The following is a 23209-nucleotide window of genomic DNA, read 5'->3' as shown; positions in this document are numbered from 1 at the left end:
CCCTCCGCCCCTACCCTCCCCATCGTCCCTGGGGGCTGTCGCCCCCAGACCCCCGCTGTCGCGCTGAACGCGCTCGTCCTCAAACGCCGGACGGGCTCAGGTCACGCCCAGAGCTGTCCCTGCAGCGTCTCGATCGCCGCCTCTGTCGTGGCGGCCGTGTAGACGCCGGTCGAGAGGTACTTCCAGCCGCCGTCGGCGACGATGAAGACGATGTCGGCGGGTTCGCCCGCCTTGACCGCCTTGTTGCCGACGCCGATCGCGGCGTGCAGGGCGGCCCCCGTGGAGACGCCCGCGAAGATGCCCTCCTGCTGGAGGAGTTCCCGGGTGCGGGTGACCGCGTCCGCCGAGCCGACCGAGAAACGGGACGTCAGGACGGACGCGTCGTACAGCTCCGGGACGAAGCCCTCGTCGAGGTTGCGCAGGCCGTACACCAGGTCGTCGTAGCGCGGCTCCGCGGCGACGATCTTGATGTCGGGCTTCTGCTCGCGGAGGTAGCGGCCGACGCCCATCAGGGTGCCGGTGGTGCCGAGCCCCGCCACGAAGTGGGTGATCGAGGGGAGGTCGGCGAGGATCTCGGGCCCGGTCGTCGCGTAGTGCGCGCCCGCGTTGTCCGGGTTGCCGTACTGGTAGAGCATCACCCAGTCCGGGTGCTCGGCCGACAGCTCCTTGGCCACGCGTACGGCGGTGTTGGAGCCGCCCGCGGCGGGGCTGGAGATGATCTCCGCGCCCCACATGGCGAGCAGGTCACGGCGTTCCTGCGAGGTGTTCTCGGGCATTACGCACACCATGCGGTAGCCCTTGAGCTTCGCGGCCATGGCGAGGGAGATGCCGGTGTTGCCGGACGTCGGCTCCAGGATCGTGCAGCCGGGCGTCAGCCGGCCGTCCTTCTCCGCCTGTTCGATCATGTGCAGGGCGGGGCGGTCCTTGACGGAGCCGGTCGGGTTGCGGTCCTCCAGCTTCGCCCAGATGCGGACGTCCGCGGACGGCGAGAGCCGCGGCAGGCACACCAGAGGGGTGTTGCCCACCGCGGCGAGCGGGGAGTCGTAGCGCATAGGAGATCAGCGGCCTATCAGGCCATGCCGCCGGCGACGGCCGGCAGGATCGTGACGTTGTCGCCGTCGGTCAGCTTGGTGTTGATGCCGTCGAGGAAGCGGACGTCCTCGTCGTTCAGGTAGACGTTGACGAAGCGGCGCAGCTGGCCTTCGTCGACGATGCGAGCCTGGATGCCCGTATGGCGGGTGTCGAGGTCGGCGAACAGCTCGGCGAGGGTCTCCCCGGCTCCCTCGACGGCCTTCTGACCGTCGGTGTAGGTGCGAAGGATCGTGGGGATGCGGACCTCGATGGCCATGGCTCAGGGCTCCTGTCGGGAGGAAAGTCAGGTCGGACAGCGCGCGGCAGCGCGGAAAAGCAAGGGGTACGCCAACGTCGGCGCCGCGGCCCACGGCCGTACGGCGGCAGGATCAGCACGTACAGATGGCGCTCTGCAGCCTGCACAGGTCGACGTGCAGCCGCGCCACGAGCAGCATGCCCGGCGTCTTGTCGCTCACGTCGTGGGAAACCATGGGCTCATCGTATCGATTCCCTGCTGGGGCCCCGGAGTGTGATCTCACAGTTCGGACCGTTTTCGACCGGAGTTCGAGATCAGTACGCCTCTACGACCTTGATCTCCTCCTCCGTCACCTCACCCTCCACGATCCGGTACGAGCGGAACTGGAAGGGGCCCGCGCCGTCCCCGTCCGCCGTCGAGACCAGGACGTAGTGCGCGCCGGGCTCGTTCGCGTAGGAGATGTCCGTGCGGGAGGGGTACGCCTCGGTCGCCGTGTGGGAGTGGTAGATGACGACCGGTTCCTCGTCGCGGTCGTCCATCTCCCGGTACAGCTTCAGCAGGTCGCCGGAGTCGAACTCGTAGAACGTGGGCGAGCGGGCGGCGTTCAGCATCGGGATGAAGCGCTCGGGGCGGCCTTCGCCCACCGGGCCGGCGACCACGCCGCACGCCTCGTCGGGGTGGTCCTGACGCGCGTGGGCGACGATCTGGTCGAACAGGGCCTGGGTGATGGTCAGCATGGTGGTCAGGATAAGCAGGAAATCAAAAGGGGCCGCGCGCAGCGCGTCAGGTAGGGCGGTGGTGGGCGACGGGCGGGCCGTCCCGTACCGAGGGGTGGTACGGGACAGCCCACATGCTGAGCTAGGAGGCCCAGCCGGCCTGTGCCGAGTGGCCCGGCCGGCGTTCACCGAGTGGTTCGGCCGGCCTTGGCCAACTGGTTCAGCCGACCTTCTCGAACTCCGGCTCGCGGCGCTCGGTGATCTCCGGGTTGCGCGACTTCAGCACGGCCCAGCCGATGCCGAGCAGGACCGCCCATCCGGCCATCACATACAGGCAGATACGAGAGTCGGCGTCGTATGCGATGAGGCCGGTGACGAAGAGCAGGAACGCGATGGCCACGTAGCTGCACTTCGAGCCGCCCGGCGCGGGGAACGAGGAAGCGGGCAGCCGACCCGCGTCGACCGCGCGGCGGTAGAGGACGTGGCTGACCAGGATCATCAGCCAGGTCCAGATGCCGGCCGCGGTGGCGACGGAGACGACGTAGCCGAAGGCCTTCTCCGGGACGATGTAGTTCAGGATCACGCCGATGCCCATGAAGAGCACGGAGACGGTGATGCCGAAGGCAGGGGTCTTGGTCTTCGACAGCTTGCTGAAGACCTTCGGGGCCTCGCCGTTGTCCGCGAGGGTACGGAGCATACGGCCCGTGGAGTACATGCCGGAGTTACAGGACGACAGGGCCGCGGTCAGCACGACGAAGTTGACGATGGCCGCACCCGCCGGGATGCCGATTTTCGCGAAGGCCGCGACGAACGGGCTGACGCCTGGTGCGAACTCCGTCCACTTCACGACGCAGAGGATGACCGTGAGGGCACCGACGTAGAAGAGCGCGATGCGCCAGGGCAGGGTGTTGATCGCCTTGGGGAGCGTCTTCTCGGGGTTCTCGGACTCGCCCGCGGTGACGCCGACGAGCTCGACGGCGAGGTAGGCGAACATGACGCCCTGCAGGGTCATCAGCGAGGAGCCGATGCCCTTGGGGAAGAAGCCGTCGAAAGCCCAGAGGTTGGACACGGCGGCGGTGTCACCGGCGGAGCTGAAGCCGAAGGTGAGCACGCCGAGACCGACCACGATCATGCCGATCAGCGCCGTCACCTTGACCATCGAGAACCAGAACTCGATCTCACCGAACAGCTTGACCGAGATCAGGTTGGCCGCGAACAGAACGATCAGGAAGACCAGGGCCGTGACCCATTGCGGGATCGACGGGAACCAGTAATTGACGTAGATCGCGGCGGCCGTCAGCTCGGCCATGCCGGTCACCACCCACATCAGCCAGTACGTCCAGCCGGTGAAGTAGCCGAAGAACGGGCCGAGGAACTCGCGGGAGTACTCCGCGAAGGAGCCCGAGACGGGGCGGTAGAGCAGGAGCTCGCCGAGCGCCCGCATGATGAAGAAGATGATCACGCCCGCGATGGCGTACATGAAAATGAGGCTGGGTCCGGCCTTGGCGATGTTCGCCCCGGCTCCCAGGAAGAGGCCGACGCCGATGGCGCCGCCGATGGCGATCATCTGAACCTGGCGGCTGCCGAGCCCGCGCTCGTACCCCTCTTCGGGGGCGTCGCCGACCACGGCCTCACTGCCGGCACGGTTCTGGTCGTGCTTACCGACCTGCGACGAGGTCATGTGTGGTGCGCCTTTCTCCAGCCGATCCGAGCCAGTAGTTCCATGGCTTCGGATCGGGTTCCGATCCCCCCGGATAGGTGGAGCTTTCTGCCCTGCCCCGGCGGTCTGCCGGTCGGTGGCGCACCCGACCGGACGTGGGTGGTGTCCTGTCGGGCGGTCGTGAAGATCTATCACGGCCGCAATGTTGATCGGCTTGGGCTGATGTAAGGCATGCCACAGGAAGAAGCGGACAAAAAGTAATCGGGGGTGCATAGCGGGCCAGATCGGTGATGCGATCGTTATCCGGAATTGAGCGTCCGCTAAGCGAACGTGATCCATCACCGCATCGACGCGCGGATGACGACCCGCTGTACGGATACGGCATCGACGCACGGATGTGAGACTCGACGCACGAAGGCCTCACCGACGCACGGATGCTGACTCCGCGCACGAAGACGCACGAAGGCCCACGAAGAAGACATACGAAGATGCGCGAAGACGTACGAAGCCATGCGAAGCCGGAGCGAAGACGTACGAACACGTCATCGGCGTACGGACTACGGCATCAGCGTCTCGACCAGCGTCTCCTGGAGCCCGCCCAGCCACAGATACGCCATCACCATCGGCTTGCGCGGATCCTCGTCCGGGAGCCGGTAGAGGAGGTCGGTGTCCTGCTCGTCGACGACGTCGAGCCGGGAGCCGATCGCCAGGCGCAGGTCGTTGAGGGCGCGCAGCCACTGCTCCGACTGTTCCGCGGTCAGCTTGAGGACGGCGCCGCCGTCACCGCCGAGCGTCAGGGCATCGAGCGAGCGGATGACCGCGAGGGCGTTCTCGCGCTTGCCCGCGCGCAGGTCGTTCTCGGTGAAGCGGCGGAACTCCGCGGAGTGCGCCCGCTGCTCCTCGGCCTCCTCGGCGGTGGTCACCTCGCCGGCGGGGGCGCTGTACGCGTCGGGGAACAGACGTTGCAGCACAGGGTCGGCGGGCGGCTCGCTGGGGCCCTCCGCGAACAGCTCGGCGAGCGGGTCCGCGGGCGCGTTCTCGGCGGGGCCGGGACCGATGAGCTCCAGGAGCTGGACGGCGAGGGAGCGGATGATGGAGATCTCGACCTCGTCGAGCGCGACGGCCGCGCCGCCGCCGGGGAGCGGTTCGAAGTGTCCTGGCATGGAGTGAGTTCGCTACTTCCGGTCCTGCGTCGATGTGCGGGCTGTGCGAGCTATTTCCGGTCCTGCTGAAGGGTGGCCCACAGACCGTAGCCGTGCATGGCCTGTACGTCGCGTTCCATCTCCTCGCGCGTCCCGCTGGAGACGACCGCCCGGCCCTTGTGATGGACGTCGAGCATGAGCTTGGTGGCCTTGTCCTTGGTGTAGCCGAAGTACGTCTGGAAGACATACGTCACGTAGCTCATGAGGTTGACCGGGTCGTTGTGGACGATCGTCACCCAGGGGACGTCGGGCTCGGGTACGGCGGAGGCCTCCTCCGCCGACTCGGTCTTTTCGATCTCTAGGGGTGCGGGAGCCGTCACACCGCCCATGCTGCCACCAGAGGGGGGCACCCGCACAAACGGGCCCCGCCGATTCACCGAGTCCCGGCGCCCACCTCCATAAATCGTCAGAGTGACGAGATGGGAGTACGATCAGTCGACATGAACACAGCGGACGACCTTGGGCTGCCGGTGGACGTTCCCTCGACGGCGCTCTTCACTGATCACTACGAGTTGACGATGCTGCAGGCCGCCCTCGCGGCAGGCACCGCCGACCGGCGCTCGGTCTTCGAGGTCTTCACCCGCCGGCTGCCGGAGGGGCGGCGGTACGGCGTCGTGGCCGGCACCGGGCGGGTACTGGACGCCGTCGAGAACTTCCGCTTCGACGCGGACGTACTCGGCTTTCTGCGCGAGCGCCGGGTCGTCGACGAGCCGACCCTGGAGTGGCTCGCCTCGTACCGGTTCACGGGCGACATCTGGGGCTACCCCGAGGGCGAGGTGTACTTCCCGGGCTCGCCGATCGTGCGGGTCGAGGGGTCCTTCGCGCAGTGCGTGCTGCTGGAGACCGTGATCCTGTCGATCCTCAACCACGACTCGGCGATCGCGGCCGCCGCCTCCCGGATGTCCTCCGCCGCGGGCAACCGGCCGCTGGTCGAGATGGGTGCCCGGCGCACACACGAGCTGTCCGCGGTCGCCGCCGCGCGGGCCGCGTACGTCGGCGGGTTCGCGACCACCTCCGACCTGGCCGCCGGTTTCCGCTACGGGATTCCGACCGTGGGTACGTCCGCGCACGCCTTCACCCTGCTGCACGACCGCGAGCGGGACGCCTTCCAGGCCCAGGTGACCTCGCTCGGCCGGGGCACGACGCTGCTCGTGGACACGTACGACGTCGCCGAGGCGGTCCGGACGGCCGTCGAGGTCGCCGGGGCCGACCTCGGCGCGGTCCGCATCGACTCCGGTGACCTGCTGCTCGTCGCGCACCGGGTGCGGCAGCAGCTGGACGAGCTGGGCGCGACCAAGACGAAGATCATCGTGACCTCGGACCTGGACGAGTACGCGATCGCCTCCCTGGCGGCGGCGCCCGTGGACTCGTACGGCGTCGGCACCCAGCTGGTGACGGGATCCGGCCATCCCACCTGCTCCATGGTCTACAAGCTGGTCGCCCGCGCCGAGTCGGCGGACCCGAAGGCTCCGCTGGTGCCCGTGGCCAAGAAGTCCACCGGGGGCAAGACGTCCATCGGCGGGCGCAAGTGGGCCGCGCGGCGCCTCGACGAGCACGGGGTCGCCGAGGCCGAGGTGATCGGCACCGGTCCCGTCCCCGGTGGGCTGGCCGACCGGCAGCTCCTGGCCGAGCTCGTCAAGGGCGGCCAGGTCGTCGCCCGCGAGCCCCTCGACGTCGTACGCGACCGGCACGCGGCGGCCCGTGCCAACCTGCCGCTGTCGGCCACCCAGCTCTCGCGCGGGGAGCCGGTGATTCCTACGGAGTACGTCTGATACGCCCGGGCCATACGTCTCCCGCGTCTCATACGTCCCCTGCGCCCGAGCCGTGGACGACGAGGCATGAACGCACGGTGAGCGGGAATGCAACGGCAGCGTGCATGCGCGTTTCCCGTCGCAGCCAGATGCCCCCTCCCGCACCGCACTTGAAGTCTCTAGGCTCGGTAGTTCACCGGCCGGGCCCGCACCCCCCACCGGAATCCATAGCCGAAGGACACCGACCATGCGCCGCGCCTTGATCGTCGTAGACGTGCAGAACGATTTCTGCGAGGGGGGCAGCCTCGCGGTGGCCGGGGGTGCCGATGTGGCCGCCGCGATCACGGAGCTGATCGGGCAGGCACCCGCCGGTTACCGCCATGTCGTCGCCACCCGGGACCTGCACATCGCTCCCGGGGGCCACTTCGCGGACAACCCCGACTACGTCCACTCCTGGCCCGCGCACTGCGTGGCCGGTACGGAGGGTGTGGGCTTCCATCCGAACTTCGCCCCGGCCGTCGCCTCCGGCGCGGTCGACGCCGTCTTCGACAAGGGCGCGTACGCGGCGGCGTACAGCGGCTTCGAGGGCGCTGACGAGAACGGTGTCTCGCTGGCCGACTGGCTGCGGGCCCGCCACATCGACGAGGTGGACGTGGTCGGCATCGCCACGGACCACTGCGTGCGCGCCACCGCACTGGACGCGGCGCGCGAGGGGTTCCGCACCCACGTCCTCCTCGACCTGACGGCGGGAGTGGCCGAGGAGACGACGGAGCGGGCCCTGGAGGAGCTGCGGGCGGCGGGCGTGGAGCTCACGGGCAAGCCTGTCGTCTAGGGCCTGAAGGCGCGTTACGGCTGGGCTGTGCAGCGTTACGGCTGGGCCGCCGGGCGTCTCAGGAGCGCCCTGATCGGGTGCCACAGCTCCTGGGAGAGCTCCGCGACACCGTTGTCAGGGGCCGTACGCCATATGAGGCCGTCGGGGTGGTGCAGGACCGCGGTGATCTCGTCGGGGGTGGGGGGCGCCGCGTTGCCGCGGAGGTAGACCGCGCGCAGGCCCAGGTTGCGCAGGCGAGTCAGGGCGCGGGCCCGGTTCCGCGCCAGGACCAGGACGCGTACGCAGCCGCCGCCCGGGCCCGGCGACGGGCTGGGCAGGTTCAGCGCCACCACCACGCTGCCGTCGGGCAGCTTGCAGAAACCTCCTGCGGCCATGAAAATTCACACCCCCGTGCGCACCGGTGTCAATAAGAGAACCACAGGACGCACCTAAACACGATCGGCGGCAACCCGCCAGAGGGTTGCCGCCGATACGTGTCTGACCTGCGGAAATGTCGACTACTTCACCGCGGGGCCAACCTGGAGCGAGATCGTCGAGCCATCGATGGCCTCGTGCACGATCTTGATCTTGGTGTTGGTGTCAGTGATCTTGACACCGGCCCGCGGGTTGCTCTCGTCGTAGTAGGTGCTGGTGTGGTCGTTGAAGACCGGCACGCCCTTCGACGACGGGATCCTGGTCGCGACATCCGCGTTGTGCAGCGTCATGCCGTCCGTGCGGTAGAGGCTGAACGGCGAGTCGTACGCCTGGATGCGGTTACGCATCAGCCTGCCGTCGGACCACTTCAGCGGCGCCGGGTGCGAGTCGACCGGGAGGACGAGACCGGCGCCGGGGTGGGCGCTGGTGTTGTTGTCCGCCTGGGAGGTGTCCCACTTCCAGATCAACAGGCCGTTCTGGTACGGGTAGTGCTCCACCCAGTCCGGACGGGTCGTCGCGAAGCCGAAGTTGTACGGGCCGGTCTTCAGCGTCTTGTCGTAGGACACGTACTGGCGGTTCTCCGCGAGGTAGTACTGCGCGTAGTCCTTGGTGAAGGACGCGCCGATGCGGGAGAAGCCGGTGGCCGTCCACGCCGCGTCCGCGCTCTCGGCGTCGTCGGAGAACACCGCCGAACCGTCCGCGGTCACCGCGATCTGGTCGGCCGCGAAGCCCTTCTGGGCCACGCCGCCGTCGGTGGCGTAGCGGAAACGGAGGCCGATCTTCTTGCCCGCGTAGGCGTCGAGCGGGAACGACAGCTTCTTGTAGCCGTCGACCGTGCCGGTGAGGGCGGGCTTGTCGCCGCCGTCGCGCGGGATGGCGGCGCCGTCCACCGTGCCGTCGGCCGGCGTCCAGTTGGCGCCGTTGTCGGTCGAGACCTCGGTGTAGAGGTAGTCGTAGCCCGCCTCGATGTCGTACCAGCCGTCGAGGGTCAGCGTCGCCGACGACTTGCCCGTGAGGTCCACGGAACGGGTCAGCGTGTTCTTGAGGTTGTCGCCGCTGCCGCTCCACCACTGGGTGGAACCCTGCGCCGGGGTGACGACCTCGGTGGTGACCGCCTTGTCCGGCAGCGAGACCACGAGGGCCTGCTTGTTCCTGGTGTTGTACTCGGCGACACCCAGCTTGTGCTGCGACTCCGTCGCGGCCTTCGCCGAGTCGTAGTTGAGCCAGCCGAGCTGGAGCTTGTCCCAGGCGGTGAAGTCGCCGGGCAGATCGCCTATGGAGTCCTTGCCGGTGCCGAGCCAGGAGCCGGAGGACATCAGCGTCCAGAAGCCGGTGGAGTTCTCGCCGCCGGCGGTGTCGTAGTGGTCCGGCAGGCCGAGGTCGTGGCCGTACTCGTGGGCGAAGACGCCGAGTCCGCCGTTCTCCGGCTGGATGGTGTAGTCGCCGACCCAGATGCCGGTGTCGCCGATCTGGGCGCCGCCGAGCTTGTTGTCCGCCGGGCCCGTGGAGCCCGCGTCGGTGCCGAACGCGTACCAGCGGTGGGCCCAGATCGCGTCCTCGCCCTGTACGCCGCCGCCGGCCGACTCGTCCTCGCCGGCGTGCACGACCTGGAAGTGGTCGATGTAGCCGTCGGCCTCGTTGAAGTCGCCGTCGCCGTCGAAGTCGTAGCGGTCCCACAGGTCGAACTCGGCCAGCTCCGCCTTGATGGCCGCGTCCGTCTTCCCGGCCGCCTTCTGCTGGGCGACCCACGCGGTGACGCCGTCGCTGACGACGTTCCACACGCTCGGGCAGTTGGTCTGACCGCATGCGTTGTTGCCGTAACGGGCCTCGTTGTAAGGGACCTTGACCCAGTCGGCGACCCCGCCGTCGACCGAGTAGCGGCCCGAGGACTGCTTCTCGTAGAACTTCTTCATCGACTCGACGTTCTTGCCGGTGCCGAAGTACAGGTCCTGGAAGTGCTTCTGGTTGTAATCCGCCTGCCAGGCCGTACTGTTGTCCTGGCTGCGGTCCGGCTGGGCTATCCGGTTGTGCAGCGGGCCAGCCGTGCCGCCGTACTTGCTGTCGATCTGGTCGCCGAACTCGACCAGGATCGTGAAGATCTTGTCGGTCTTCTCGCGGCCCAGCTCCACGTACTTGCTGTGGCCCTTCGTGCTCTCGAGCTGCACGACCTGCGAGCCGTCGCGCTTCTTGACCTGCGCGTCACCGGATATGACCTGGTTCAGGGCTTCCTGCCGCTGCGCGGCCTGGGTCTTGCTGAGCGGGCCGTCGAGGTCGTGATCGACATGGTCCCCGGCCGGGTGCGGATCGTGGCGCTCCACGGCCGCCGACGACGGTGCGTCATCGGCACTCGCCACGGCGAACGTCGAGAGCGTGGCGGTGGCCGCCGCGAGAGCGACGCCCACCGCGGTCGCTCTGAACGTCCATGGTCTGCTGGTCACTTGATGTCCTCCCCCGCGTGCGCTCACGCGGATGGGAGTCCTTGGTCATGGATGTCCGCGCGCGTATACGCGATTCAAGTGACGACATTTGACCGGAGTTACCGGGGAAAAGACAGACCTTGACTTGAACCTGGCAAGTGCACTACACGGGGCGGCCGTTCACCGCAAGGACACCGCGCATATCCCTCAACGGGCGCGCTCGCATGTCCACTTGGTGGACGCAGTGACTCCGTGCGCCCCCTGTGCTCCGGCACCGTGGGTAAGGTCACGCTTACCGGTCGTTCCCCTCGGGCATGCAGGCGAATAGAGTCGATTGGCGGAACGCCGGGAGTCGGCGGAAAGCCAAGCCGACACCGTTGTCTCACCCCCGATTCTTATCCGCACCCTCCCCCATCGAGAGGCACGGGGGGAGTACCCCCAAGGACACGATTGCCATGCCTCGTCCGACCGCCGCACAGCTCGCCTACGGTTCCTGCACCGTGATCTTCTCCACCCTCGCCATGCTGCTGCTGTCTCAGACGAGTTCGGGCCTGGGGATCGCGCTGATCACCCTCTCGGCACTCGCTCTCGGGCTGCTCGTCGCCATGACGGTGCCGCTGCCACAGCCGACACCGGCTCCGACGGCGGCCGCTATGCCCAGGACACCGGAGCCGCCCGCCGCCGCAGCACCCGTACCGGTCTCCGTCGCCGCGGTGGCCTCCGAGCCCGTACGCGAGCCGACGGCTTCCTGAACGACGGCATCCTGAACAACGGCTTCGTGCACAACGGTTTTCTGCACAACGGCTTCGAGCACAACGGCTTTCTGAAGCACCACGGCGGGCCCGTGTTTCCACGGACCCGCCGACTGCTGCCGCCCCGCCGCACCGGCTGCGGCAGCCGTCTCAACCGGTGCTGACTGAACTGGTGCTGACCACCACCGTCTTGGCCGCCTTGTCGTGCAGCCCCTGTTTGTAGGGCTTGTCGAAGAAGCTCCAACCGCCCGAGATCGCGGTCCAGATACACGCGCAGCAGAACGCGAACGGCAGCCACAGGACCGCCGCGCGGACCAGCATCGTCTGCACCGAGGGCGTGGAGCCGTTTTCGAGATTGGCCACCCGCAGATTGAACAGCTTCTTGCCGAGCGTCTGTCCCGACCTGCTCATCAAGATGGTGTCGTACGCGATGTAGAGGACGGCGGCGACCACTTCGATGCCGAAGGAGTCGGCGAAGTCCATCCTCTCCGCGTCCGTCGTGTAGTACTGGCGGAAGCCGAACGCCCACGACAGCAGCCACACCACGATGCCCACCAGGATCATGTCGAGGATCCTCGCCAGCACCCGCTTGCCGCTGTCGGCGAGCGGCGGCATACCGGCGAGCGGATCGCCGCCGTAGGGGCCGCCGGGGCCGTAGGGACCGCCACCTCCTCCGGAGGGGGGCGGCTGCTCACCGCCGTTCGGCGGGGGCTGGCCGCCGTACGGCGAGCCGCCGCTCGGAGGCGGCGGGCCACTGTCGTACGGGGAACCGCCGCCCTCGGCAGGTGGCGGCTGCTTCTTGAACGGGTCTTCGTCCGGGGGCCGGCCGGAGTCGGGGGGCGGCGGTTCGCTGCTCATGGCCCGAGTCGACCGCGAACCCCCCGGCTCCGCATCCGGCGAGCGGCCGTCCGGGGGACCCGGTCCGCTCTGCCTTCGCCCTGTCTTCGCTCTGTCTGCGCCCGAGTCTTCGCTCGTGTCTTCGCTCGTGTCTTCGCTAGGCCGAGGACGCTACGAAGGTGTGGGCGGCCTTGTCGTGCCAGCACTGGCGCCACGGCTTGTCGAACAGGCACCACAGCACGCCGACGACACCGACGCCGAGCAGGCCGGGAACGCTGTAGACGAGCCAGCGGCCCAGCGCCAGACCAAAGGCCGGCGGCTCGTGGCCCTCGATGTCGCGCACTTCGATGCCGCACAGCTTCTTGCCGAGGGTGCGGCCCCACTTGGCGGTGGGCAGCGCGTCGTAGAGGACGCCGAACACGAGCAGGACCGCGAGGATGATGCCGAAGCAGGTGGCGGTCGTGCCGTCGATCAGCCAGACCGTGACCTTCTCGCCGGACAGCTTGGCCGCGTCGATCTTCGCGTTGATATGGTCGATCGCCTTGGTGCCCAGCGGTACGGCGGCCACGGCGGTGACCCCGGCGAGCACGACGGTGTCCACGAGCCGTGCGGCCAGCCGCTTGCCCAGGCCCGCGGGGCGCGCCGCCGCCTGCCGCCGCGCGGCCGCCTGGAACACGTCGTCGACCGGCGGCTTCCATGGCGCCACCGGCTGCCCCTCGTCGGACGCCCCCGCGAGCCGGTGCACCTGCTGGGCCCAGGAGGGCTGTCCGCCGCCGGGGCCCGTGGACATGGGGGTGGGGTCGGCGGGCTGCTGCTGAGGGAAGGACGGGGTGCCGGCGCCGGGGGCCTGCGCGGCGGCGGCCTGGGCCGCGTGCCCGGCGGCGGGAGCGCCGGGCACGCCAGGAGTACCGGTAGCACCAGGGGAACCGGGGATACCCGGCGCGCCGGATGCGCCCGTGCTTCCGCTCTGCTGCTCCGTGCGCGGGGAGCGCGCACGGAAGGCCATGGTGCCGTCGGAGGGGGCGGGGTCCTGGGCGCTGGGAGCGGGTGTGTCCGGGCCACCGGCTCCGGCGGCGCCACCCGCGTTGTCCGCCCCCGCGGGCCGCACCGGACCCGTGGGACGGCGGAACACCACGGTGCCGCCCGACACCGGGGGCTGCTGGCCGCTGCCGGAGTCCGCGGGCGGGATGGTCGCCGTGCCGTCCGTGCGGGAGGCCGCGCCATCGGGCTGGACGATCGGGTCGGCAGGCTGGGAGGCGCGGGGAATGCGCGGGTCGGCACCCGGCGGGGCGCCCCAGGACACCCGGCGGTCCTGTTCGCCGCCGAAGCCGGACTGCTGGGAGCGGTCGGCGCCCCACGCGGTGGCGGGCTCGGGCCGGCTGCCGTGCTGGGCATCGGCGGGCGACACCGGGGGCTGCGGGTCCTCGTCGAAGAAGTGGGGACCCGTTTCCTCGGCGGGAGCGGGCGCCGGTGCGGGCACACGCGCGGGGCGTGCGCCGGGCGGGGGCGCGAGCGGTTCGCCGTCGGACGGCGCCGGACGGCTCGTACCCGGTACCCAGGCGGCACCGTTCCAGTACCGGACATATCCAGGAATGGACGGGTCCGGGTAATACCCTTCGCGGGGCCTGTCGTCACCGGGGGCCGGGGTTGGGGCGCTCATGTCCGTCGTCCCGTATCTGCTCGGGGGCTTTTTAGGGGTTCCACATCTATCAGACCGCGCACAACCCTGGGCGCCTCCGGCCGCACCACCCCCCTTACGAGCTTGGTCCAGGCATCTCTTTCGGCCGATCACCCGAAAAAATTCTCCGAACCCGCGTAATGCTGCTCGGCCAACGCGCTCTCCACTCGTACGGGCCCGCCCACAGGGTCCCCGTACGACGAAAGGAAGCGCACCGACATGCACTCCATGGTGGAACGCGAACTCGAGGTCAAGCTCGTCCTGTCGCCCGAGCGCAGCATCCCCGTCCCGGCGCGGCTCAGTTACCGCACCGACGATCCGTACGCCGTCCACATCACCTTCCACATCAGCTCCGAGCATCCCGTCCACTGGACCTTCGCCCGCGAACTGCTCGTCGAGGGGGTGTTCCGGCCGTGCGGGCACGGCGACGTGCGGGTGTGGCCGACGAACGTCGCCGGCCGCACCGTCGTCCTGATGGCGCTGACATCGCCCGACGGAGACGCCCTGCTCGAAGCGCCTGCCGCACAGGTGTCCGCCTGGCTGGAGCGCACCCTGCGGGCGGTCTCGCCGGGCTCTGAGGTCGAGCAGCTCGGCATCGACGACGGCCTCGCCGAGCTGCTCACTCCGCTCCCGGCCGACGACCTGTGGCTGCGCGACCCGTGGCCGTCGGACGAGTCGAAGGGCGGTGAGTGATCTCCGCAGCGCTCTGCCAGGTGTGTCAGAAGAGCTTGCCCGGGTTCAGGATGCCCAGCGGGTCGAACGTCGTCTTGATCGCCCGCTGCATCTCCACTCCCACCGGGCCGATCTCGCGCGCCAGCCACTCCTTCTTCAGGACGCCCACGCCGTGCTCGCCGGTGATCGTGCCGCCGAGTTCGAGGCCGAGGGCCATGATCTCGTCGAAGGACTCGCGGGCGCGCCGGGACTCGTCGGGGTCGGACGCGTCGAAGCAGACGGTGGGGTGTGTGTTGCCGTCGCCCGCGTGCGCGCAGACCCCGATGGTCAGGGCGTACTTCTCGGCGACGCGCTCGATCCCTTCGAGCATGTCGCCGAGCCGGGAGCGCGGCACGCACACGTCGTCGATCATCGTCGTGCCCTTGACCGCTTCGAGCGCGGTGAGCGACAACCGCCGCGCCTGGAGGAGGAGTTCGGACTCGGCCGTGTCCTCCGCCGGGACGACCTGGGTGGCGCCCGCGGCCTCGCACAGCGCGCCGACCGCCGCGAGGTCGGCGGCCGGGTCGTGCGTGTCGAACGCGGCGAGGAGCAGGGCCTCGGTGGTCTCCGGGAGGCCCATGTGGGCCATGTCGTTGACGGCCTTGACCGTCGTACGGTCCATGAGTTCCAGGAGGGACGGTACGTGCCCGCCCTCCATGATCCGGCACACGGCGTCGCAGGCGGCGCGCACCGACGCGAACTCGGCGGCCAGCACCAGCTGCTGGGGCGGCTGCGGCTTCAGGGCCAGGATCGCCCGTACGACGATGCCGAGCGAGCCCTCCGATCCCACGAACAGGCGGGTGAGGTCGTACCCGGCGACTCCCTTGGCGGTCCGGCGCCCGGTGGACATGAGGCGGCCGTCGGCGAGGACGACGTCGAGGCCGAGGACGTACTCGGCCGTGACCCCGTACTTCACGCAGCACAGGCCGCCGGAGGCCGTGCCGATGTTGCCGCCGATCGTGCACATCTCCCAGCTGGAGGGGTCCGGCGGGTAGTACAGGCCGTGTTCGCCCACGGCGCGGGAGAGCGTGGCGTTGATGACGCCCGGTTCGACGACGGCGATGCGGTCGACCGGGTTGATCTCCAGGATCCGGTCCATCTTCGTCAGGGACAGCACGATGCAGCCGTCGGAGGCGTTGGCGGCGCCCGACAGGCCGGTGCGGGCGCCCTGCGGGACGACCGGCACGCGCAGCTCGGTCGCGGTGCGCATGACGTGCTGGACCTGCTCGACGGTGCGCGGGAGCACGACCACCGCCGGGGTGCCGGACGGACAGAAACTGGCCATGTCGTTGGCGTAGGAGACCGTGACGTCGGGGTCGACGACGACGGCTTCGGTGGGCAGACCGCTCAGCAGACGGTCGACGAGGTTGCCGGTGACTGCCGCGTCTTCATCGCGCGGCGCTTCGATACGGCTCATGATCACAGGTTCGCACCCGGGGCCATCGGTGTGAACCCCGTCTGCATGCGGCTTGGGATGCCGGGATGTGGTCGTAGTACTGCAGCACAGTGAGCGGATGCAGACAGAAGAGCGACAGCCGGTCCTGACCGGGCTGCAGCCCCAGGAGCCCTCCGGGCGGCGGCCGCGGCTCTCCCCCGTCGCCCAGCGCGCGCTGATCGGCGTGGTCGTGGGCGGGATCGTCCTCGGCGGTGTGCTGGTGCTGCTGCCGACGCGGGAGGCCGTGCCGCCGGCGCCCGCGCCGGGTTCGCCGGCCCGGGCGAAGACGGCGGTGGCTGCCGGGGCGCCCGTCGCGCTGCGCGATCTGGCGGCGCTCATCGCGGACCGCAAGGCCCATCTGCGGGCCCATCCGCGCGACGAGCAGGCGTGGGCGGTGCTCGGCAGCGCGTATGTGGAGCGGGCGCGGCGGACCGCGACGCCCGCGTACTACCCGAAGGCCGAGAAGGCGCTGCTCAATTCGCTGAGGAGCAACCCCATGGGGAACGCGGCGGCGCTCGACGGCCTGGCGGCGCTGGCCAACGCGCGGGGCGACTTCCGGACGGCGAAGAAATGGGGCGAGACGGCGCTGAAGGAGGCGCCGGAGCGGTGGACGACGTATCCGCTGCTGATCGACGCCTACACCGGCCTCGGGGACTACAAGGCCACCCGCAAGGCCCTCGAGAAGCTGCAGAAGCTGCGCTCTGGCCCTGCGGTGAAGGCACGCGCCTCGCGCGTCTACTGGAACCTCGGCTGGCGCGAGGACGCGGCGGCCTCGATCGCGGACGCGGTGGTGGGCGCGGCGACGCCCACTGAGCAGGCGGTCTTTCTGCAGCAGGCCGGTGACCTGGCGTGGGAGCGCGGGGACGCACGGCGGTCGCTGCGCTACTTCGAGGCCGCGCTGCGCGCCGACCCCGACGAGCACGGCGCCCGCGCCGGGCAGGGGCGCGCGCTGGCGGCGCTCGGGCGCACGTCGGAGGCGCTGCGCGCGTACCGGACGGCGCTCGCCAAGCGGCCCGCGCCGCGGTACGCGCTGGAGTTGGGCGAGCTGTACCAGCGACTGGGGCTCGACGGGGAGGCGCGTGCGCAGTACGACCTGCTGCGGGAGCGGGTGCGGCAGGAGAACGCCAGGGGTGTGGACGACGAGCTGATCCTCGGGCTCCTCGAGGCGGACCACGGTGACCCGTTGGTGGCGGTGGAGCGGCTGCGCGCCGAGTGGAAGCGGCATCCCGGCATTCCCGTCGCGGACGCGCTGGGCTGGGCGCTGCACAGGGCCGGGAACAACGAGGAAGCGATCACGTTCGCCATGAAGACCATGGACAAGGAGCACGGGGGCACCGTGCGCAGTGCGCTGTACGTCTACCACCGGGGCCAGATCGAACGCGACCTGGGGCTCACCGGACCGGCCCGCCGTCACCTGACCGAGGCGCTCCGGATCAACCCGTACTTCTCGCCCTTGCTCGCCCCCGCGGCCCACGAGGCGCTGTCGGTCCTGGGCGAGCCACCCGAGGAGGCCCCGCCCGCGCCGCCCACGACGCCCGCGCCGGTGGTGACGCCCACGACGCCCGCGCCGGTGGTGACGCCCGTGACGCCCGCGCCGGCACCGGCCCCGAGGAGCTCGGCGCCACGCTGACCGCCGCCGGTCCTGGGGGCGTCCCCCCGTGGCCCCCGGGACCGGACAGGCGACTCGGCCGCCTACAGGTTGCCGCGCTTCTCCTGCTCGCGTTCGATCGCCTCGAAGAGAGCCTTGAAGTTGCCCTTGCCGAAGCCCATCGAGCCGTGCCGTTCGATGATCTCGAAGAAGACGGTCGGACGGTCCTGGACCGGCTTGGTGAAGATCTGCAGCAGATAGCCGTCCTCGTCGCGGTCGGCGAGGATCTTCAGCTCGCGCAGCGTCTCGACGGGCACGCGCGTGTCGCCGACCCACTCGCCGAGGGTGTCGTAGTACGAGTCCGGGGTGTCGAGGAACTGGACTCCGGCCGCGCGCATGGTGCGTACGGTCTCGACGATGTCGTTCGTGTTGAGCGCGATGTGCTGGACGCCCGCGCCGCCGTAGAACTCCAGGTACTCGTCGATCTGGGACTTCTTCTTGGCGACGGCGGGCTCGTTGATCGGGAACTTGACCTTGAGCGTGCCGTCGGCGACGACCTTCGACATCAGCGCGCTGTACTCGGTCGCGATGTCGTCGCCCACGAACTCCTTCATGTTCGTGAAGCCCATGACCTTGTTGTAGAAGCCGACCCATTCGTTCATGTGGCCGAGTTCGACGTTGCCCACGCAGTGGTCGATGGCCTGGAAGGTGCGGTGGGCGGGGGGCTCGACGATCGGGGCGGCGGCCACGAAGCCGGGGAGGTAGGGGCCCTCGTAGCCCGTGCGCTCGACGAGCGTGTGGCGGGTCTGGCCGTACGTGGCGATCTCCGCGAGGACGACCGTGCCGTACTCGTCCTTGATCTCGTACGGCTCGGCGAGCGAGCGGGCGCCGTGCTCGACGGCGTACGCGTACGCACGGCGCGCGTCCGGGACCTCGATGGCGAGGTCGACGACGCCGTCGCCGTGCGCGGCCACGTGCTCGGCGAGGAAGTGGCCCCAGGGGGTGGCGGCCTTGATCACGGAGGTGAGGACGAAGCGCGCCGAGCCGTTCTCGAGGACGTACGACGCCGTCTCGCGGCTGCCGTTCTCCGGTCCGGAGTAGGCCACGAGTCGCATGCCGAAGGCGGTGGAGTAGTAGTGCGCGGCCTGCTTGGCGTTGCCGACGGCGAAGACGACCGCGTCCATTCCCTTGACCGGGAAGGGGTCTGCCTGCCGCGCGGTGTCGGGGGTGTGGTGTGTGGTCTGCGTCATGGCGGCAGCCTCGCTCTCTCCCACAAGGTGCGCAATAGTTTGCTTCTTCACTGGTCAATATGATCAGCGGGGCGCGCGTACTGGCGGGCGTTCTGTACAGGATGACCATCTGGGAGGACCCATGGCGATCGATCATCTGGACGGCAGACTCATTGTCCTGCTCGCCGAGGAACCCCGCATCGGCGTCCTGGAGATGTCCCGGCGGCTCGGGGTCGCGCGCGGCACGGTGCAGGCCCGACTGGACCGGCTTCAGTCGAACGGAGTCATCCGGGGGTTCGGGCCGCAGGTGGATCCCGCGGCGCTCGGCTATCCCGTCACCGCCTTCGCCACCCTGCAGATCCGGCAGGGGCAAGGCCCGGACGTACGGGGCCACTTGGCGAGCGTGCCCGAGGTCCTTGAGCTGCTCACCACGACCGGCACCGGGGACATGCTGTGCCGGCTGGTGGCCCGCTCGAACGCCGATCTCCAACGGGTGATCGACCGGGTTGTCGGTTTTGATGGAATCGTCCGGGCCTCCACGGCGATCGTCATGGAGAATCCCGTTCCGCTGCGGATCATCCCGTTGGTGGAGCAGGCGGCGACCGAGCACTGACGATGACCGGGGTGAGGTGGCGTGAACTTCTGGGAGTACCTGAGCGGCCGCCACCAGCAGCTGCTCGCGGAGGCCTACCAGCACGCCAGCGCGGTCTTCCAGTGCATGGTCGTCGCGACGGCCATCGGCGTCCTGATCGGTGCCGTCACCTACCGCAGCGAGTGGGCCGGCAACCTCGCCACGGTCACCACCTCCACCATCCTGACCATCCCCTCGCTCGCCATGATCGGTCTGCTGATCCCGATCGTGGGCCTGGGCGTACCGCCGACGGTGACCGCGCTGACGCTGTACGGGCTGCTGCCGATCGTGCGCAACGCGATCGTGGGTCTGCGCGGGGTCGATCCCTCGCTGGTCGACGCGGCGCGCGGTATCGGGATGTCCCGCCTCGCGTGCCTCGTGCGCGTCGAGCTGCCGCTGGCCTGGCCGCCGATCCTCACCGGCATCCGGATCTCCACCCAGATGCTGATGGGCATCGCGGCGATCGCGGCGTACGCCTCCGGACCCGGCCTCGGCAACGAGATCTTCCGCGGCATCGCCTCCCTGGGCAGCAAGAACGCGCTCAACCAGGTACTCGCGGGCACGCTCGGGATCATCGTCCTGGCGCTGCTGTTCGACGCCGTGTACGTCGCCCTCGGGCGGTTGACGATTCCGAGGGGGATTCGTGTCTGAGGCGGGTACCACCGGAAGCGCCGGTGCCGGCGCGCCCCGTACGACGGGTGGCGCGACGTCCGGTACGACGGCGTCCGGCACGTCGGCTTCCGGCACGACGGCTTCCGGCACGACGGGTGCCACGATCCAGCTGGAGAACCTCACCAAGCGCTATCCGGGCAGCAAGGAGCCCGCCGTGGACAGCGTCAACATGGAGATCAACGCGGGAGAACTGGTCGCCTTCGTGGGCCCGTCCGGGTGCGGGAAGTCCACGACCCTGAAGATGATCAACCGGTTGATCGAGCCGACGGGCGGCCGCATCCGCATCGGCGGCGAGGACGTCACCGACATGGACCCGGTGAAGCTGCGCCGTCATGTCGGGTACGCGATCCAGTCGTCCGGGCTCTTCCCGCACATGACGGTCGGCCAGAACATCGCCCTCGTACCGAAGATGCTCGGCTGGTCCAAGTCGAGGATCACATCGCGGGTCGAGGAGATGCTCGATCTCGTCGGGCTCGATCCGGGCGAGTTCCACGGCCGCTATCCGCGCCAGCTCTCCGGCGGCCAGCAGCAACGCGTGGGCGTGGCAAGGGCGTTGGCGGCCGACCCGCCCGTCCTGCTCATGGACGAACCCTTCGGCGCGGTGGACCCGATCACCCGGGACCACCTCCAGGACGAGCTGATCCGGCTCCAGCACGAACTGCACAAGACGATCGTCTTCGTCACCCACGACTTCGACGAGGCGATCAAGCTCGGCGACCGGATCGCGGTCCTGCGCGAGCGCTCGCACATCGCGCAGTTCGACACGCCGGAGGCGATCCTCACCAACCCGGCCGACGACTTCGTGTCGGGGTTCGTGGGCGCGGGCGCCGCCCTGAAGCGGCTCAACCTCAGCCGCGTACGGGATGTGGAGGTCACCGACTATCCGACGGTGACCTTGGACGACCCGCTTCAGCAGATCTTCAACAAGCTCCGCACCAGCGGTACGAACGAGATCCTGCTGCTCGACAGGCGCGGCCGCCCCTACAAGTGGCTGCGCCGCGGCGACCTCATGCGGGCCAGGGGCTCACTGGCCCGGGCGGGCACGCTGGTCCACGACACGGTGACCAGGGACGCGACCTTGCGGGACGCGCTGGAGGCGGTCCTCACGGACGCCACGGGCCGGGTCGCGGTCACCGGGCGGCGCGGCGAGTACATCGGGGTCGTCGACATGGAGACGCTGTTGAACTCCGTGCACGAACTCCTGGAGCTCGACCGGCTGGAGGCGATGGAGCACCAGCATGAGCTGGAGGAGACGCGGGCCCAGCAGACCCACTTCGAGCAGGAAGGCGACGGAGGGGAGAAGAAGGCGTGAGCACACCGCCTCAGGATCAGCGGCCCGAGGGCGAGCACGAGGTCAAAGGTCTCGCCTTCCGGGACAACGGCGCCGGTGAGGGCGTGGGTGTCGGTGAGAGCGTGGGCTCCGGTGAGGGGAAGGCCGCGGGCCCGGGCGAGGCCGGGGCCCTGGGCGAGGCCGAGGACGAGGTCCCGCCGGCCGCCGTCGCGCTCAAGCCCCGGATCGGCTGGCAGAAGCTGACCTTCCTGCCCGCCGTGCTGGTGGCCGTTCTGCTGGCCACCTGGCTGTGGTTCCAGCAGGCGGACCTCGACGTGATCTCCGAGAACGCGCTGTCGGGCGGACGGGTGTCCAAGGCCCTGTGGCAGCACATCCAACTGACCGTGATCTCGACCTTCTTCGTGCTGATCATCGCCATCCCGCTGGGCATCCTGCTCACCCGCAAGGCGTTCCGGAAGCTGACCCCCGTCGCGATGACCATCGCCAACATGGGGCAGGCCACCCCCGCGATCGGCCTCCTCGCGCTCCTGGTCATCTGGCTCGGCACCGGCCAGAAGTCGGCCCTGATCGGCATCACCATCTACGCCATCCTGCCGGTCCTCGCCAACACGATCGCGGGCCTGAAGGCCAACGACCCCACGCTCCTGGAGGCGGCACGGGGCATCGGCATGTCCCCCCTCGCGATTCTCGGACGCGTCGAACTCCCGCTGGCCGTCCCGCTGATCCTCGCGGGTGTGCGGACGGCCCTCGTCCTGAACGTGGGCACGGCGACCCTCGCCACCTTCGGCGGCGGAGGCGGTCTCGGCGTCCTCATCACCACCGGCATCACCACCCAGCGCATGCCCGTCCTGGTCCTCGGCTCGGTCCTCACGGTGACGCTGGCGCTGCTGGTGGACTGGCTCGCGTCGCTGGCGGAACTGCTGATGAGGCCACGGGGGTTGGAGGTGGAGTCGTGAGGGGTACGGGTACGGGTGCGGGTCCGAGGACGGGGACGGGGACGGGGACGGTCGGCAGGCTTACGGGTACGGGTCCGGGTCCGGGGATGGGGACGGTCGGCAGGCGTACGGGTACGGGTGTGAGGGCGGCCGGCAGGCGTACGTGTCTGATGCTGGCCGGAGTGCTCGTCGTGGGGTCCGGCTGCGGGTTGACCAGCGGCTCCCCCATGGTGGACGACGTCAAGCCCGGCTTGATCGGGCAGGGTCTGCCGCTCAAGGGCGCCAATCTCACCGTGACGTCCAAGGAGTTCACCGAGCAGCTGATCCTCGGCGCGATCATGGGCATCGCGTTCCAGGCGGCCGGTGCGCATGTGCTCGACCGCACCGGCATCCAGGGGTCGATCGGCACGCGCGAGGCCGTCAAGAGCGGGCAAGCCGACGCCAACTACGAGTACACGGGCACGGCCTGGATCACGTACCTCGGCAACAGCACGCCCATTCCCGACCCGCAGAAGCAGTGGCAGGCGGTGCACGACGCCGACCTGAAGAACGGCCTGACCTGGCTGCCGCCATCCACCCTCAACAACACGTACGCCCTCGCCATGAACCAGGCCAACTACAAGAAGTACGGCACGAAGACGCTCTCCGACGTGGCGGCGCTGTCGAAGTCGGACCCGGGCGCGGTCACGCTGTGCGTGGAGAACGAGTTCGCCAACCGGGCGGACGGACTGCCGGGCATGGAGAAGGCGTACGGCATGAGTCTGCCCGCGAAGAACATCACGCAGATGGACACCGGGATCATCTACACCCAGGTGGCGAAGGGCAGTTGCACGTACGGGGAGGTGTTCACCACCGACGGCCGCATCAAGTCGATGAACCTGGAGCTGATGGCCGACAACAAGAAGTTCTTCCCCAACTACAACGCGGCGCCCGCGGTCAACTCCGAGGCCCTGAAGAAGTATCCGGCGATCGCCGAGGTCATCAACCCCGTGACGAAGAAGCTGAACAACACGGTGGCGCAGGAGCTGAACGCGAAGGTGGATGTGCAGGGGCAGGATCCGCATCAGGTGGCGCTGGACTGGATGGTGGCGGAGGGGTTGGTCAAGGAGGGGTAGGGCGTGGGGCTCTACG

The 23209-nt window shown here is 69.4% G+C and carries 23 protein-coding genes; 10 read left to right on the top strand and 13 right to left on the bottom strand.

Annotation, left to right across the window (positions count from 1 at the left end; translation table 11 throughout):
- Positions 1-101 precede the first annotated feature (101 nt).
- The 7 genes from C4B68_RS25130 to clpS form a co-directional block, all read right to left on the bottom strand.
- Positions 102-1052 carry a PLP-dependent cysteine synthase family protein gene (locus tag C4B68_RS25130; protein WP_099505306.1) on the bottom strand — a complete coding sequence of 317 codons (951 nt, stop codon included), beginning with the start codon at positions 1050-1052 and terminating at the stop codon, positions 102-104.
- A 17-nt stretch (positions 1053-1069) separates the two neighbouring features.
- Positions 1070-1348, bottom strand: a complete 279-nt coding sequence (locus C4B68_RS25125; RefSeq protein WP_099505305.1) for a MoaD/ThiS family protein — start codon at positions 1346-1348, stop codon at positions 1070-1072.
- A gap of 112 nt (positions 1349-1460) precedes the next feature.
- Positions 1461-1562, bottom strand: coding sequence for a putative leader peptide (locus C4B68_RS44435; RefSeq protein WP_338059737.1), 102 nt, complete (start codon positions 1560-1562; stop codon positions 1461-1463).
- 79 nt (positions 1563-1641) lie between these two features.
- Positions 1642-2064 (bottom strand): M67 family metallopeptidase, encoded by a 423-nt coding sequence (locus C4B68_RS25115; RefSeq protein ID WP_099505303.1) that lies wholly within the window; start codon positions 2062-2064, stop codon positions 1642-1644.
- 199 nt (positions 2065-2263) lie between these two features.
- Positions 2264-3724, bottom strand: a complete 1461-nt coding sequence (locus tag C4B68_RS25110; protein ID WP_180289357.1) for an amino acid permease — start codon at positions 3722-3724, stop codon at positions 2264-2266.
- A gap of 536 nt (positions 3725-4260) precedes the next feature.
- Positions 4261-4866 (bottom strand): DUF2017 domain-containing protein, encoded by a 606-nt coding sequence (locus C4B68_RS25100; protein ID WP_099505301.1) that lies wholly within the window; start codon positions 4864-4866, stop codon positions 4261-4263.
- Between the two features lie 50 nt (positions 4867-4916).
- Complete coding sequence (gene clpS / locus C4B68_RS25095; protein ID WP_099505300.1) at positions 4917-5234, bottom strand: ATP-dependent Clp protease adapter ClpS; 318 nt, start codon at positions 5232-5234, stop codon at positions 4917-4919.
- A 111-nt stretch (positions 5235-5345) separates the two neighbouring features.
- On the opposite strand from clpS, the gene C4B68_RS25090 reads away from it, so the two are divergent.
- The gene (locus tag C4B68_RS25090; RefSeq protein WP_099505299.1) at positions 5346-6677 is read left to right on the top strand and encodes a nicotinate phosphoribosyltransferase; all 1332 of its coding nucleotides are present in this window, start codon (positions 5346-5348) and stop codon (positions 6675-6677) included.
- A 226-nt stretch (positions 6678-6903) separates the two neighbouring features.
- Positions 6904-7488 carry an isochorismatase family protein gene (locus C4B68_RS25085; protein ID WP_099505298.1) on the top strand — a complete coding sequence of 195 codons (585 nt, stop codon included), beginning with the start codon at positions 6904-6906 and terminating at the stop codon, positions 7486-7488.
- A gap of 35 nt (positions 7489-7523) precedes the next feature.
- Here the strand turns inward: C4B68_RS25085 and C4B68_RS25080 are convergent, their stop codons facing one another.
- Positions 7524-7862: a hypothetical protein gene (locus C4B68_RS25080; protein ID WP_099505297.1), complete on the bottom strand. Its 339-nt coding sequence runs from the start codon at positions 7860-7862 to the stop codon at positions 7524-7526.
- A 123-nt stretch (positions 7863-7985) separates the two neighbouring features.
- Positions 7986-10340 (bottom strand): immune inhibitor A domain-containing protein, encoded by a 2355-nt coding sequence (locus tag C4B68_RS25075; RefSeq protein WP_099505296.1) that lies wholly within the window; start codon positions 10338-10340, stop codon positions 7986-7988.
- A gap of 434 nt (positions 10341-10774) precedes the next feature.
- Here C4B68_RS25075 and C4B68_RS25070 point away from each other — a divergent pair, with 434 nt between their 5' ends.
- The gene (locus C4B68_RS25070; protein WP_099505295.1) at positions 10775-11071 is read left to right on the top strand and encodes a hypothetical protein; all 297 of its coding nucleotides are present in this window, start codon (positions 10775-10777) and stop codon (positions 11069-11071) included.
- A 150-nt stretch (positions 11072-11221) separates the two neighbouring features.
- On the opposite strand, the gene C4B68_RS25065 is transcribed toward C4B68_RS25070, so the two are convergent.
- Positions 11222-11929 carry an RDD family protein gene (locus C4B68_RS25065; protein ID WP_099505294.1) on the bottom strand — a complete coding sequence of 236 codons (708 nt, stop codon included), beginning with the start codon at positions 11927-11929 and terminating at the stop codon, positions 11222-11224.
- 136 nt (positions 11930-12065) lie between these two features.
- Positions 12066-13568 (bottom strand): RDD family protein, encoded by a 1503-nt coding sequence (locus C4B68_RS25060; RefSeq protein ID WP_099505293.1) that lies wholly within the window; start codon positions 13566-13568, stop codon positions 12066-12068.
- A gap of 237 nt (positions 13569-13805) precedes the next feature.
- Here C4B68_RS25060 and C4B68_RS25055 point away from each other — a divergent pair, with 237 nt between their 5' ends.
- On the top strand, positions 13806-14279 hold the full coding sequence (locus C4B68_RS25055) for an SsgA family sporulation/cell division regulator (RefSeq protein WP_099505292.1): 474 nt from the start codon (positions 13806-13808) through the stop codon (positions 14277-14279).
- A 25-nt stretch (positions 14280-14304) separates the two neighbouring features.
- Here the strand turns inward: C4B68_RS25055 and C4B68_RS25050 are convergent, their stop codons facing one another.
- Complete coding sequence (locus C4B68_RS25050; RefSeq protein WP_099505291.1) at positions 14305-15720, bottom strand: FAD-binding oxidoreductase; 1416 nt, start codon at positions 15718-15720, stop codon at positions 14305-14307.
- A 91-nt stretch (positions 15721-15811) separates the two neighbouring features.
- Here C4B68_RS25050 and C4B68_RS25045 point away from each other — a divergent pair, with 91 nt between their 5' ends.
- The gene (locus tag C4B68_RS25045; protein WP_099505290.1) at positions 15812-17362 is read left to right on the top strand and encodes a tetratricopeptide repeat protein; all 1551 of its coding nucleotides are present in this window, start codon (positions 15812-15814) and stop codon (positions 17360-17362) included.
- Positions 17363-17424: 62 nt separating this feature from the next.
- Here the strand turns inward: C4B68_RS25045 and hppD are convergent, their stop codons facing one another.
- Entirely contained in the window at positions 17425-18570 is a 1146-nt protein-coding gene (gene hppD, locus C4B68_RS25040; RefSeq protein ID WP_099505289.1) for a 4-hydroxyphenylpyruvate dioxygenase, read from the bottom strand.
- Positions 18571-18691: 121 nt separating this feature from the next.
- Here hppD and C4B68_RS25035 point away from each other — a divergent pair, with 121 nt between their 5' ends.
- From C4B68_RS25035 to C4B68_RS25015, 5 genes are all read left to right on the top strand, one after another.
- A complete protein-coding gene (locus tag C4B68_RS25035; protein ID WP_099505288.1) occupies positions 18692-19162 on the top strand; it encodes an Lrp/AsnC family transcriptional regulator in 471 nt (156 codons plus the stop codon).
- A gap of 21 nt (positions 19163-19183) precedes the next feature.
- Positions 19184-19831, top strand: coding sequence for an ABC transporter permease (locus C4B68_RS25030; RefSeq protein WP_099505287.1), 648 nt, complete (start codon positions 19184-19186; stop codon positions 19829-19831).
- A gap of 124 nt (positions 19832-19955) precedes the next feature.
- On the top strand, positions 19956-21164 hold the full coding sequence (locus C4B68_RS25025; RefSeq protein WP_180289360.1) for a betaine/proline/choline family ABC transporter ATP-binding protein: 1209 nt from the start codon (positions 19956-19958) through the stop codon (positions 21162-21164).
- Complete coding sequence (locus C4B68_RS25020; protein ID WP_099505285.1) at positions 21161-22099, top strand: ABC transporter permease; 939 nt, start codon at positions 21161-21163, stop codon at positions 22097-22099. Before C4B68_RS25025 ends, C4B68_RS25020 begins: the two co-directional genes overlap by 4 nt.
- Positions 22100-22248: 149 nt before the next feature.
- Positions 22249-23193, top strand: coding sequence for a glycine betaine ABC transporter substrate-binding protein (locus tag C4B68_RS25015; protein ID WP_099505284.1), 945 nt, complete (start codon positions 22249-22251; stop codon positions 23191-23193).
- The last annotated feature ends 16 nt before the right edge of the window (positions 23194-23209 follow it).

The organism is Streptomyces dengpaensis (assembly GCF_002946835.1).
In the GTDB taxonomy this organism is placed as follows: domain Bacteria; phylum Actinomycetota; class Actinomycetes; order Streptomycetales; family Streptomycetaceae; genus Streptomyces; species Streptomyces dengpaensis.
The sequence above is the reverse complement of the archived record's forward strand: the minus strand, read 5'-3'. Positions and strand labels throughout refer to the sequence as shown.

What these genes read in the sequence shown, in the direction of transcription:
- C4B68_RS25130 (WP_099505306.1), bottom strand. Translation starts at nt 1,052, where the DNA reads ATGCGCTACGACTCCCCGCTCGCCGCGGTGGGCAACACCCCTCTGGTG.
- C4B68_RS25125 (WP_099505305.1), bottom strand. Translation starts at nt 1,348, where the DNA reads ATGGCCATCGAGGTCCGCATCCCCACGATCCTTCGCACCTACACCGAC.
- C4B68_RS44435 (WP_338059737.1), bottom strand. Translation starts at nt 1,562, where the DNA reads ATGGTTTCCCACGACGTGAGCGACAAGACGCCGGGCATGCTGCTCGTG.
- C4B68_RS25115 (WP_099505303.1), bottom strand. Translation starts at nt 2,064, where the DNA reads ATGCTGACCATCACCCAGGCCCTGTTCGACCAGATCGTCGCCCACGCG.
- C4B68_RS25110 (WP_180289357.1), bottom strand. Translation starts at nt 3,724, where the DNA reads ATGACCTCGTCGCAGGTCGGTAAGCACGACCAGAACCGTGCCGGCAGT.
- C4B68_RS25100 (WP_099505301.1), bottom strand. Translation starts at nt 4,866, where the DNA reads ATGCCAGGACACTTCGAACCGCTCCCCGGCGGCGGCGCGGCCGTCGCG.
- clpS (WP_099505300.1), bottom strand. Translation starts at nt 5,234, where the DNA reads ATGGGCGGTGTGACGGCTCCCGCACCCCTAGAGATCGAAAAGACCGAG.
- C4B68_RS25090 (WP_099505299.1), top strand. Translation starts at nt 5,346, where the DNA reads ATGAACACAGCGGACGACCTTGGGCTGCCGGTGGACGTTCCCTCGACG.
- C4B68_RS25085 (WP_099505298.1), top strand. Translation starts at nt 6,904, where the DNA reads ATGCGCCGCGCCTTGATCGTCGTAGACGTGCAGAACGATTTCTGCGAG.
- C4B68_RS25080 (WP_099505297.1), bottom strand. Translation starts at nt 7,862, where the DNA reads ATGGCCGCAGGAGGTTTCTGCAAGCTGCCCGACGGCAGCGTGGTGGTG.
- C4B68_RS25070 (WP_099505295.1), top strand. Translation starts at nt 10,775, where the DNA reads ATGCCTCGTCCGACCGCCGCACAGCTCGCCTACGGTTCCTGCACCGTG.
- C4B68_RS25065 (WP_099505294.1), bottom strand. Translation starts at nt 11,929, where the DNA reads ATGAGCAGCGAACCGCCGCCCCCCGACTCCGGCCGGCCCCCGGACGAA.
- C4B68_RS25060 (WP_099505293.1), bottom strand. Translation starts at nt 13,568, where the DNA reads ATGAGCGCCCCAACCCCGGCCCCCGGTGACGACAGGCCCCGCGAAGGG.
- C4B68_RS25055 (WP_099505292.1), top strand. Translation starts at nt 13,806, where the DNA reads ATGCACTCCATGGTGGAACGCGAACTCGAGGTCAAGCTCGTCCTGTCG.
- C4B68_RS25045 (WP_099505290.1), top strand. Translation starts at nt 15,812, where the DNA reads ATGCAGACAGAAGAGCGACAGCCGGTCCTGACCGGGCTGCAGCCCCAG.
- hppD (WP_099505289.1), bottom strand. Translation starts at nt 18,570, where the DNA reads ATGACGCAGACCACACACCACACCCCCGACACCGCGCGGCAGGCAGAC.
- C4B68_RS25035 (WP_099505288.1), top strand. Translation starts at nt 18,692, where the DNA reads ATGGCGATCGATCATCTGGACGGCAGACTCATTGTCCTGCTCGCCGAG.
- C4B68_RS25015 (WP_099505284.1), top strand. Translation starts at nt 22,249, where the DNA reads ATGCTGGCCGGAGTGCTCGTCGTGGGGTCCGGCTGCGGGTTGACCAGC.